The organism is Lunatimonas lonarensis, assembly GCF_000390185.1.
Classification (GTDB): Bacteria; Bacteroidota; Bacteroidia; order Cytophagales; family Cyclobacteriaceae; genus Lunatimonas; species Lunatimonas lonarensis.
Genome location: NZ_AQHR01000066.1, coordinates 17,510 through 29,261, shown reverse-complemented (window position 1 = coordinate 29,261; position 11,752 = coordinate 17,510). Strand labels below are relative to the sequence as shown.

The window sequence follows — 11,752 nt, the reverse complement described above, 5'->3', positions numbered from 1 at the left end:
AACTAGGGAAGCACATAGGTGTCGAATACATTGCCTGCAAAGAACTTTCCGAAAGCGGCTACGGCTTTAACTCCGTCTTGGGTACTCGTGGGGTGAATTGCCTTTACTGTTCGTAGCTGCTGAATAAAATCGGCTATGCGAATGACCAACTTACCTTTACCCAGCAAGGCTCCACTGCTATCCGACCCATCATGTACATCGATAAAAAGCGTTGTCGTGTCCTTCCACACATCTACTACGCGATCATTGTAGATATCTTTAAATCCTTCGAAGTAATAGGTTTTACCCTCTTGACTCTGTAGCGTGGCGGCGTACTTCATTTTTTTTCTCTCCGGAGCATTTGGGTTCTCGATAAATAAATTAAATACCCCTCCCAAAGCTGTCATGGGATGCGCTGAAAGGGCCGGTGCTAGCATAGTCCCAAACAGGCTGCCGGGATGCTGGGGATCAGAGACAAAATGGCCCATGTCTTCCGTCTGAATGGTCAATGTAAACTCGAACTCAGACCTAACCCGCTTACCTCTTTCAAATCCGCGATTATAATCCTCTACCTCGCCCAAACCAAAGAAACCACGCATGGTCTCGGTAAACTGAACGCCCGTCCCGCTGGGAGAGGTGTTTCGATCTGGCTCCGCAGGCGGACTAAACGCATACGAAAGAGGAAGGCCGATCTCATCCAAAATCAGCTTGCAACTTCTTTCAGCAAGTCCGCTTATGGTCAATAATGGGTTAGTTCCCACAGGTCTTGGGATCACAGCACCATCCATTACGTATAAGCCTTCGTGTAGATCTGTGCCGTCTTCCCCAGAAAAAACCTGGCCTTTATGATCCACTACCCCCTTCGTAGCATCATCGCCCATATTGCATCCTCCCAAGGGATGGACAGTTACCAGGTCATAATTCATCCGTTTGTTCCAGGTAGGATTGGGTATTTTGGTACCTCCGTTGGCTTTGGTGGCAGAATAAATCTCGCCGTTGACCTTACGGAAGATCTCCTGCTTACCAACTCCCCGCCAATTGATCGCCAATCGTCCGTCCTGGAGGGTCATCTCCCCATTTCCGTCGTCGTGGGTCATAACCAGATAGATTTGCGTGTGTTTTACCGAACCATGAAATGGCCCAAGAACCAAACTTTTCAATTCCCGCCACTTTTCTCTCCAATAATCCACGAACCCACGATCCGTATCTTTGCCCATAAGCCTCGAAAAGGTAATCAACGCCTTTGGCATTATCGTTCGGATGGGCCCTGGAACCGTCCCTTCCTCCAAGGTCATACCAGACTCCATATCCTCCCGGCCGCGCATATCGATCACACTGGTGATACACGGCCCCACATCTGCTACGGCGTCCGTACCTTTTCTGCCCAGCCCGATCCCTTTGATGGGAATATCGTTGTTGTAACCAAACCCCAATACGTCGCCGTTTCCGGTAAACCGCTTGCCCAACTGCTGGGAAAGTGACAAACCCTGTTGGGCAGACCGAAACAAGATTTCAGTCGAACCGAGGGATCCTCCGCTAAGAACGACCCTATCAGCCGTGACAAACATCAGCGGAGCATTAAACCGCTCCCTCCCTATACCTACTGGATGGAAGTAGACCTGCCATTGTTTGCCTGCCTTTTTAACATGGCGCACGTTGATTTCAACAAAAATTTCCGCACCATGATTGAACGCGTCGGGAAGATAGTTCATGGCGGTGGTGTTTTTTGCTCCTACGTTACACCCGGTTACGCAGTCTCCACAATTAGTACACTTTGGCTGCTTTATTCCGACGTGATTTTGCTTCTCCTCAAAGTTGACATTGATATCAAGCAACCGAAATGGCTCAGACATAAACGCGGCGGACTTCCTCATCGCTTCGGTCTTTTTCAATACCGGATACCCGTTCTTGTTTTCGGGATAGGGGTTTGGCTTCAGCATTTCCCAGGCACGGTCCATTCCATCATGAAAAGTTGTTACGTTTTCGCGAATCGCGGCAGGCCATTCCTCCTGTACCATGACCCGGGGATCCGGTTTGATGGACACATTTGCATTGACAAGGGAGGTTCCCCCAAGACCACACCCCTTGAACACGTTGATCCCGTTGCCCATCGTAAACTCATATAGCCCATTTCTGTCCAGGTTGTCGGATTTTCCGCGGATAAAATTCATCTCCCTACTTGCCTGCAATAAGGTCTTGGGGAAATCGCCGGGCAAAAATTCCTTTCCTTTTTCCAAAAGACAAACGCGGAGACCTGCTCTGGACATTCGGGAGGCAGCAATACTGCCTCCATATCCTGAACCGACCACTATAACGTCGTAGTGGCTTTTCAGCTCAGAAAGTGGCTTAGATAGTTTTTTCATGGTGTACTTCGATGGGTTTTTCGATTAAAGAATAATTGATGGGACTACCTGTAACGACGACTTTGTCACCGGATTTTGACAATTTCCAGTCGGTGACGACTTTTTTAAACCCAATAGGGTAAATGGTCAATACGTCTTTCGTTAAGTGTATGCGAAGAAAATTTTTATATCCCTCCCAACGGTAGGAGGATGAGGCTTCGGTTATATGGTTTTTCAAGACGATCACACTAAAGGTCAGGTACAAACCAAATATCAATGCGCTGACGGTACCACCGATTAGCACCATTTCGACAATAAATAGACTCACTTGGGCAAGTGAATGTATTCCCAAGTCAAAATGGGAAAGGTTGAGGACAGAAAATCCCCATAACATCACGTAAAACATGACCAAATGAAGCAGCCCATGCACAACCCCGGCCAAATAATTCCATTTTCCGTACCCGGACTTGACGTCGGTAAACACCACCACACCTCCAACCAACAGCAGGTTGAGAAATATGGCTCCAGGATTATGAAGCAACGCCATCAAAATCGAATGGCATGCATTGCCTATACCATCTGAAAAAAAACCCGAGATTGCCAATTGCTCCATCAACGTTTCTCCGGAAACAAAACGCTTGGTTTGTAAAATCCAACTGGTAAACGCATGAACGATACCAAACAGTGTCAGCATGGTGAGGCTAAAGTAGGGAAACAACAAATTCAACAGGCTAAGCCGAACCGATGATTCCTTTGAGGGGAAAACACTCTTCAACTCCGCTGAATACCCATCTACCGGTGCTATCGTTTCCTTCAGGGTATGGGTGGGGTGCATAAAGGCCCCTCCTCCCCCGGACGTGATCAGCTGCCGGGTCTCTCCCCGCTTGGTTTTTTCTTCATAACGGGCATAATGGTGCAGGTCTCCCGTTAGAATAGTATTTACTGTTATGGTTCTATTCTTCTCTTCGTAGGCCGGTTCGCCTTTTCCATACAAAACCCTATCGATAAAAAACTTGAACCGATCGTGGGCAGTATTCTTTTGGTCAAAGGAGCGAAAAACCCAGGAAGGCTCTGCGGTGCAAAGAATCACCTTAGTCTCCGGGGTGAAGTGGTTCTGGGCGATGTCGCGGAAATAGCAAATCTGCGGATAATCGATATCGGCATGTAACTGGATATCAACCGCTATCAGCCAGTAATCATGGGGAAGTTTGATGGCAAAATAGCTCCGTGTTTGCCGGGTTTTCCAATTTCCCAACGACCGGCCCTGGGTAAACAACCGTAGAAAATTGGTAAGCCCATCGTACCAATCGTGGTTTCCCGGAATAGCAAACACATCCGGACGATCTGCATCAGGAGAATCGTCTTTCGGAAAAGCTGCCTCAAAAGGCCCCTTGAGCCGATTGGTGTATTCGATCATCTCAGGCGTAGGATACACCTCATCACCCCCCATTAGCAAGAAATCCCCTCGCTTCAATTCTTTCCCATCTACGGTGATTGACGGCTGCGCCATGGTTTTTGCCACCGTATAGGTAGGATTAAAACCATCGGCCAAGTCAGAAACAAAGTCAAACCAAAGTTCGTCTTTTTCCGAATAGTCAAAAGGTTTCCCTTCTTTGTCCAGAGCGGCCTGCATTTCCCTCCTGTCCGCAAAATTCCCAAATACGGATGAAAGAACCGTTTTTACACCGGTAAATGCCAGCTGCTTGGGGTCATACCAGTTGACCATTGGCTTCTTTTCAAATCTCATATGCTCGCTGTTAACTATATTAAACAAAATCATTTTTCTCCAGCTGCCATTTTGGCTTCGGTAATTAGCTACCCATCTACGGATTAATGCCGCCAAAAAAAAGGCTAGCCCTTGTCCAACTCGGCAATCATTTTCGGAAAAACATCCTCGTGGGCATCCTTCCCAAAAAAAACATCCAAATGGCTGTATTTATCCAAGAGATACAACTGATGGAATCCGGGGTTGAGCTTATCCAGGTATTCAAAGGTTCGCTCTTGACTGCTTGCCAAAAAGCATTTGTTTTTCACACCGGCAAAGAGAACCACCCGGGCATCTGTTTTGGGAGGAGTTACTGTGTAGTCCATCCCAGAGGCTTTTGATGGCCCCAATACACCCTTCCTCACACACCTTCTGATATGGCGAAAAAAGGTAAGCGGTACATGGGCAAATTCGTACTGAATCCAGTCCATGGTCTTCCTATCCAAATTTTCCAACTCCCACAGTGCGGGCATCCCCGATCCATACGTAAAACTCACCATTTTCCCTACCGTGGTATCTGCCTCCCAGTGGGTGGCCTTCACGACTTTTTTGATCATTTTGGACTTAAAGTCCGGAGCACCCAGGCCCCAGGAGGGATCCAGGTAGTCGAAGGCTGTTCCAACGATAGGCAGCAGGACATTTAGTTTGAAAACCGAAAAACGAGGAATTACCGGATGTAGGGAAACGGCATTGCTGATAATAACCTTTACCTGGGGCAACAAACCCAATGCGGCCGATATCATAAAACTCGTACTGCCTTGACAATGAACGATTGCCTTTAGGTCGCTTTTCCCCGTGCATTCCAGTACTTTCTGAACGGCTGCTGGGTGGTCATAATGGGCGACCTGGTCCAAGTCCCATTCATTTGGCTCCAAATCGATGCTTGCCCGCCAGTTTTCGAGCCACACGTCGTAGCCCGCATCAGAAAGCATGTGAATAATATTCCGATCGGCAGGTGGGTTGAAGATATTGCTTCGCACCCCCGCCCCGTGCACCAGAAGCACCGGCCCCTTCGGTGTGGGATTACCGGAAATATAATGCTTTAAGTTACACGAAAACCCGTCCAACGCCTCAAAGGGTACGGTTTCAAATTGGTTGTTCATAGAGCTTAGAATTTCAGGATTTAAGTTATACAGAAGGAATGAAAATCCAAACAAAATTTCAAAAAATAATATTTTATCGGTATTTGGGTAGTATTTACGGGTCGCTAAAGCCATATACAGACCAATTCGACACCTTTTTGAGCGGATTCCCTATCTTAGCGACATGAAAGGTTTCAAACAAATTCTGACCCTATTGTCCGTCCTAGTAACGGCCTGTACTTCAAATGAAAACAAACAAAGCATCGATTCAACTCACCACCAAAAAGCGGTAGAGACGATTACATCCATGAGCAATGCAAGGGCAAAGGCCTTCAATGACGGGGATGCCGCAGGGATCGCCCGTTATTTTTCGGATGACGCCTTTTTGATGGCACCTGAAACAGGCACATTACGCGGAAAAGAAGCAGTTTCAGCCTATTACCAGTCTATCTTTGACGCATACGAGACCTTCCTGGAAAGCGGCTACGAAGATGTGGTCGTTGATGGTGACCTTGCCTATGGAAGGGGATTTGCCCGCGTCACGCTTATCGACAAGAAAAGTGGGGACTCCCTTTTTTCCACGTCAAAATACCTCAATATTTTGGAAAAACGAGATGGCAAGTGGGTGACGACACATGATATTTGGAATGGCAACGAACCCATCGAGTAACCCGAGGACAATCCAAAACAAACCCCACCCAAATTCTGAACCGACATTCGCCCCCACCCTTTTCCATCCTGTTAGTAAGATTTTACTATCTTTGGCCTCAACCTTGCAGCTAAAAATCAGGGAACCGTTAACAATCACCTACATCTGCCTATCTTTTTGGGCATACAGAAAACAATCTAACTATCCATAAACCAAGTAATATATTCTATGAAGCATACCTCCACGTTATTGGGAATGGCCCTATGGGCAATGCTCGGACAAAACTACGCAGTGGCTCAAAAGGCAGCCATAGAACAACAAATCCAGCGGGAAGAAGCCATCTCCCATTTCAGGTTTTTGGCGTCGGACGAATTGAAGGGACGTGATCCGGCAAGGCCGGAAATGGACATCGCTGCCAAATACATTGCAGAGCAATTTCAACGTTATGGTGCCAAACCACTCGAGGAGGCACCTGGGTATTTTCAGGCGGTACCGTTCCGCTATTCTGCGCCGCCTCGGTCTGGCGAGATAACGTTGGCAGGCAAGTCCATCAGCCACGGTGAGGACATGTTGGTGCTGGACGGGCCGGATATTGCAGGATCCTATGACTTCATCATACTAGGCTATGGCTTGGAGTCAGACTATGCAGGCAAGGATGTTAGCGGTAAAATGGTAGTCGTGCGTGTGGGACAACCCAATCGCCTTTCACCCTCCGATCTATTTGCTGCCGGCAGGGAAAAACTGGCACTGGCGAAATCAAAAGGAGCTGCGGGTGTGATTGAAATGTATAATGTGCCCACTACGCCATGGAGTTTACTGGTTAACTACCTAAACAAGCCCCAGCTTACCCTGGATTTGGATCCGGCAGGTGGAGAGGCCATCCCGTACATGTGGGTAAAAGACCTGACCGGTGAACTTATCCAAGAAATCAGCGCACGTCCCTCAAAGGTAGATGCCGTGGTTATCGGTAAACAAAACCGAAAAATCATCGGGAAAAATGTGCTCGCCTACATAGAGGGCAGCGATCCAACCCTTAAGAGTGAATACGTCATGCTATCGGCACACTACGACCACCTCGGCGTAGGAACTCCCAATGCAGAGGGCGACTCAATCTACAACGGAGCCCGAGACAATGCGGTGGGAACCGTAGCAGTGATCAATGCTGCCAAGTTCTTTGCCCAACATCCTCCAAAAAGATCCATCCTACTTTGTGCCTGGACGGCCGAGGAAAAGGGACTGTTAGGTTCAGCTTACTTTGCCAACAACCCACTCGTACCGCTGAATAAAGTAGTCTATAACCTGAACATAGACAATGCAGGATATAACGATACATCCATCGTTACCGTAATAGGTTTGGGAAGAACCTCTGCCGACCCGTTGATCGAGGCAGCGGTGAGTGAGTTTGGCATTCGAGCCATTGCGGACCCTGCGCCAGAACAGGGGCTATACGACCGCTCAGACAACGTCAACTTTGCCCGCAAGGGAATCCCCGCTCCTACTTTTAGTCTGGGATTTACCGCCTTTGACGACAAAATCGCCCGGCATTACCACCAAGTGTCCGATGAGGTAGGCAACTTTGATTTGGACTATGCCATGCTGTATTGGAAATCCTATCTCCTTTCCGCCCAAAAAATCGCTAACGAACCAACACCGCCTAGGTGGAAAGAAGGAGACAAATACGAAGAAGCCGCAAAAGCCTTGTATGGACTTGAGTAGGAATTTGCGTTACTCGTAAGCGTTCACGCGTTCAAAAAAACAAAATAGGTAGCGAGGCAGGGATTTGCCTGGCTACCTATTTTTTTGTTACGTTCGAGAGCAATTTGACTCACCTCAAATAAGAACCGACCTAATCGCTTCAAATGACCGCCAAATGCTGCTAACGGTCTCGCAACAGTCATTTTTCCGTCCGGCTGTTTTAAGCACAACCAGTGCTTTAAAAAGGACCAACTGCCAATACTACTTTTTTGCCGTAATCACCCCAACCTCAGCAAAGCTTGCGGGGTTGCCATCCAAGGTTTCCCTCGCAGCAAGTCGGAAATACCGGGCTTTTACAGGGGGAAAGCCAACACGCTGTAGGATGGGACTATTGGCAATATTGCCAAACTCTCCCTCTGCAATCTGCCTCCAGGTGACCCCATCCTCACTGACACTGTACACATACGTTTTTATTACGCCTGACATATACCTGTTTTGAACCGGCATGTAGGTGAACCCGGAAAGCGTGTGGTTAGCACCCATATCCACGGTCAACTGACCAGAAGAAGCCACATAGTTTGTCCTATCACTTTCGTCAATGGCATTTAAGGCCTGCTCTCCTCCACCCACAACCTTCCAGTTTGATTTGGCAATATCCAAGGAGTAGCTGACCATTTCACTCGCCAATCCAGCAACCGGATCCACCGTGATGGCCCTAACCTCCGTTGGAGTTTCCACAAGAAAAGGATCCGTATAACGGGTACTAACCGGGCTGGGCTCCGATCCATCGAGTGTATAGTGGATAGCAACCTCTTCATCGGCCGCGAGCAAGGTTACCAAACCCGATTTTTCCCTGCGAAGTTCGGGCTCCAACAAAAGCTTGGGAGCCTCGTACAAGGCCAAGTTGGAAATAGTCGGGCTGGCTTTGGCGTCCAACACGGTAAACCGAACGGCTTTTGTTTTTACCGTCGGCAGGCGTAGGATCCGCTTGTATCCCACGGTAGTACCGGTAGCTATCTCCTGCCAATCACCATCAACCTGTACCTCCAACAAAAAGGCCTTCACCCGCTGCCCCAACGCGATATACTCCTGAACCAAAAACCGATTAAAGGCTATTTCCTCCTTAAACTCCAGGGTAAGAGAACCCGACACTGTACCATCGGGCGTAGACCAATAGGTGTCCTTTTTTTGATCGATCGCCTTGCTGCCGGAATAGGCTCTGCCCCGGTCTACCGAAGCACTGATCAGAACCTGTTTGCCCACGAGGTTAAAGGCGAAATCTTCCTTTATCTTGGAGGTCAGCTTGCGTAGCTGCGCGACATCGTTTTCATGTATGAGCCCTCGTTTGTCTACAGGGAAATTCAACAGCAGCGATGCATTCCTTCCAATGCTGTTGTAATAGATATCCAGCAGCTGGGGAAGGGATCTTACTTTATGATCCTCGTATTCGTGGTAATACCAGCCTGGGCGGATGGACACATCGGCCTCCGCCGGAACCCAATGGGTGCCATTTTCCTGTCCCATAGAATACATCTCCGAATATTCAGGCATACCGCCATAGACCGAATCCCGCATCAAATTAGACCAAGTGGTTTCGTAGGCGAAGCCATGTTCGTTGCCAACCCACCGTACATCCGGCCCAGCATCGCCAAAAATCACCGCGTTGGGCTGCAGTTCACGAACCAGCTTGAACGTATTCTCCCAGTCGTAGTAATTTCTCTTATCGACTCTACGTTCTTCGTTTGCACCACCATAGTAACCGGTACCTCCATTTGCACCGTCAAACCATACCTCAAAAATTTCGCCGTAATTGGTAAGCAGCTCCCTAAGTTGCTCTCGCAGGATGTCAATGTATTTTTCGGTTCCATAATGTTCATTGTTGCGGTCCCAAGGCGACAAGTAGACGCCAAATTTTAGCCCCTCCGCCCTGCAGGCATCGGCAATTTCACGAATAATATCTCCCTTTCCGTTTTTATAGGGTGATGCCGTTATGGAATGTGCCGTTGTCGCCGTGGGCCAAAGGCAGAAACCATCGTGGTGCTTGGCCGTAATGATAATCCCTTTCATACCTGCTTCCTTCACGACCTTTGCCCACTGCCCGGCATCAAACTCCGTCGGATTGAAAAGGGCGGGATCCTCCGCTCCGGTACCCCATTCCATATTGGTAAAGGTATTCATGTTAAAATGCACGAATCCATAGTATTCGAGTTCCTGCCATGCCAACTGACGATCTGACGGTATTGGATAAACCGGGTCTGGAGCCGGTTGCCCACCTCCACCGCAGGAATATAACAGCGCAGAAAACAGCACCATCAGGAAAAACTGCAATCTATTCATTTCTTTAGGGGGTTCTAGCGATTGAGATAGGAATGAAAACGATAACGAATAAATATCGAAAACATGCTCCCAACCTGATTTTCAGCTTTTTTTAACAAAAGTCGAGAAATAATAAACCAAATATAGGTATTGGTGATCAATCTTTCTGAAAAAATTACTTTTTAATATTTTTTTGAATACTCAGACGGATTCGATATTTTGGAAGGTTGAAACCACCCATTTGATTGTCGATGAAAAGCATCCCAACCTGTCTACACGGTTTAGTTTTATTTAATTTCCGCCAAAAATATGCGGCATTGGTACTTTTGGCTTTTCTGGCAGCTGCTTGTCAGCAACCAACTAGCGAGGAAATTGCCGATTTGCCCCCAAACATTGTATTTATATTTACCGATGATCATGCCTATCAGGCACTGAGTGCCTATGGTGATAGATTGGCCGAACTTGCCCCCACCCCTAACCTAGACCGAATCGCTAAGACCGGTATGAGGTTCGATAAATGCTACGTCACCAACTCCATCTGCGCTCCCTCGAGGGCGACGGTCCTTACCGGAACGCACAGCCACGTCAATGGGCACCGTACCAATGCGGACACTTTTGACGGAACGCAGGCTACTTTCCCAAAACTGCTTCAGAAGGCAGGATACGCCACCGCACTGATCGGAAAGTGGCATCTCCGGTCGACCCCAACCGGATTTGACCACTGGGAAATCCTTCCCGACCAAGGGCATTATTATAATCCCACTTTTATTATTCCCGGAGATACCGTTCAAGAAGAGGGTTATGTGACGGACATTATCACCGATAAATCGCTGGCCTGGCTACAGAATCAGGAGAAGTCTGGTAAGCCCTTTATGCTCATGTTACAACACAAAGCTCCCCACCGGGAATGGGAAAAGGGCCCTGATCACTTGACACTCTACGAAGACGTTGTTTTTCCTGAGCCCGCCAACCTATTTGACGATTATGCAACACGAGGGACAGCAGCACGCACCCAAGACATGTCCATAGCCGAGACTATGCAATTAAGCGCCGACCTGAAACTTTGGAACGAAGAAAGCAAAGGGTCTGGTCCATATCGTCGTACCTATGGACGTATGAATGAGCAACAGCGCGCAGCCTGGGACGAGGTCTATGATCCTATCATCGAGGAATTCAATGCTTCCAACCTGCAAGGCACTGATTTGGTGAGATGGAAATACCAGCGGTATATGCGTGATTACCTCGCTGTCATACGTTCGGTGGACGACAACGTGGGAAGGGTACTTGATTACCTTGAAACAAGTGGATTAGATCAGAATACGTTGATTGTATATGCCTCTGATCAAGGGTTCTACTTAGGAGAGCATGGGTGGTTTGACAAACGCTTCATGTACGAAGAGTCCTTTCGAACACCCCTTTTGATGAGCTGGAAGGGTAAAATCACTCCCGGCCGCATCGACAAAAACCTGGTATCCAACCTGGATTTTGCGCAGACTTTTCTTGAAGTTGCCGGCTTGGAGGCCCCCATCATCATGCAGGGAAGGAGTTTGGTGCCTTTGATGAGTGGAACGGCCCCGGAGAACTGGCGGAATTTCCTATATTACCACTATTACGAGTACCCCGGTGTGCATAGTGTGCATAAGCACGAAGGCATCACCTCTCCAAGGTACAAACTGATGCATTTCTATGAGTTGGACGAATGGGAATTTTACGATTTGGAAACAGATCCCATGGAAATGAACAATCTGTACGGAAACCAAGACTACCAAGAACTGATCGCATCGATGAAGGATCGGCTAAAACGCACAAAAATGCAATATGGCGTTATAGAACCAAGAAGCAATTACTAACTGCTGTTCCAAGTTCGCCAGTACTTGTTCTTCGTCCATTGCAGGTAAAGCAAGACCCCATCCTGATCTATTGA

General features: G+C 48.0%; 7 protein-coding genes. 3 read left to right on the top strand and 4 right to left on the bottom strand.

Annotation, left to right across the window (positions count from 1 at the left end; all coding sequences use genetic code 11):
- Positions 1–2: 2 nt before the first annotated feature.
- From ADIS_RS10890 to ADIS_RS10880, 3 genes are all read right to left on the bottom strand, one after another.
- Complete coding sequence (locus tag ADIS_RS10890) at positions 3–2,342, bottom strand: GMC family oxidoreductase N-terminal domain-containing protein (RefSeq protein ID WP_051113306.1); 2,340 nt, start codon at positions 2,340–2,342, stop codon at positions 3–5.
- Positions 2,326–4,068 carry a metallophosphoesterase gene (locus tag ADIS_RS10885; RefSeq protein WP_155907376.1) on the bottom strand — a complete coding sequence of 581 codons (1,743 nt, stop codon included), beginning with the start codon at positions 4,066–4,068 and terminating at the stop codon, positions 2,326–2,328. The genes ADIS_RS10890 and ADIS_RS10885 overlap by 17 nt, the downstream gene beginning before the upstream one ends.
- 104 nt (positions 4,069–4,172) lie before the next feature.
- Positions 4,173–5,189, bottom strand: a complete 1,017-nt coding sequence (locus tag ADIS_RS10880) for a lipase family protein (RefSeq protein WP_010854545.1) — start codon at positions 5,187–5,189, stop codon at positions 4,173–4,175.
- A gap of 163 nt (positions 5,190–5,352) precedes the next feature.
- Here ADIS_RS10880 and ADIS_RS10875 point away from each other — a divergent pair, with 163 nt between their 5' ends.
- Positions 5,353–5,838: a YybH family protein gene (locus ADIS_RS10875; RefSeq protein ID WP_081634912.1), complete on the top strand. Its 486-nt coding sequence runs from the start codon at positions 5,353–5,355 to the stop codon at positions 5,836–5,838.
- A 207-nt stretch (positions 5,839–6,045) separates the two neighbouring features.
- The gene (locus tag ADIS_RS10870; protein WP_010854542.1) at positions 6,046–7,533 is read left to right on the top strand and encodes a M28 family peptidase; all 1,488 of its coding nucleotides are present in this window, start codon (positions 6,046–6,048) and stop codon (positions 7,531–7,533) included.
- Positions 7,534–7,773: 240 nt separating this feature from the next.
- Here ADIS_RS10870 and ADIS_RS10865 read toward each other — a convergent pair whose 3' ends face one another.
- Positions 7,774–9,849, bottom strand: coding sequence for an alpha-L-fucosidase (locus tag ADIS_RS10865; protein ID WP_010854541.1), 2,076 nt, complete (start codon positions 9,847–9,849; stop codon positions 7,774–7,776).
- Between the two features lie 230 nt (positions 9,850–10,079).
- Here ADIS_RS10865 and ADIS_RS10860 point away from each other — a divergent pair, with 230 nt between their 5' ends.
- A complete protein-coding gene (locus ADIS_RS10860; protein ID WP_081634910.1) occupies positions 10,080–11,678 on the top strand; it encodes a sulfatase family protein in 1,599 nt (532 codons plus the stop codon).
- Positions 11,679–11,752: the final 74 nt, after the last annotated feature.

Bases quoted from the DNA above. Each gene is read 5' to 3' on its own strand.
- ADIS_RS10860 (WP_081634910.1), top strand. From the start codon at position 10,080: ATGAAAAGCATCCCAACCTGTCTACACGGTTTAGTTTTATTTAATTTC.
- ADIS_RS10865 (WP_010854541.1), bottom strand. From the start codon at position 9,849: ATGAATAGATTGCAGTTTTTCCTGATGGTGCTGTTTTCTGCGCTGTTA.
- ADIS_RS10880 (WP_010854545.1), bottom strand. From the start codon at position 5,189: ATGAACAACCAATTTGAAACCGTACCCTTTGAGGCGTTGGACGGGTTT.
- ADIS_RS10885 (WP_155907376.1), bottom strand. From the start codon at position 4,068: ATGAGATTTGAAAAGAAGCCAATGGTCAACTGGTATGACCCCAAGCAG.
- ADIS_RS10890 (WP_051113306.1), bottom strand. From the start codon at position 2,342: ATGAAAAAACTATCTAAGCCACTTTCTGAGCTGAAAAGCCACTACGAC.
- ADIS_RS10875 (WP_081634912.1), top strand. From the start codon at position 5,353: ATGAAAGGTTTCAAACAAATTCTGACCCTATTGTCCGTCCTAGTAACG.
- ADIS_RS10870 (WP_010854542.1), top strand. From the start codon at position 6,046: ATGAAGCATACCTCCACGTTATTGGGAATGGCCCTATGGGCAATGCTC.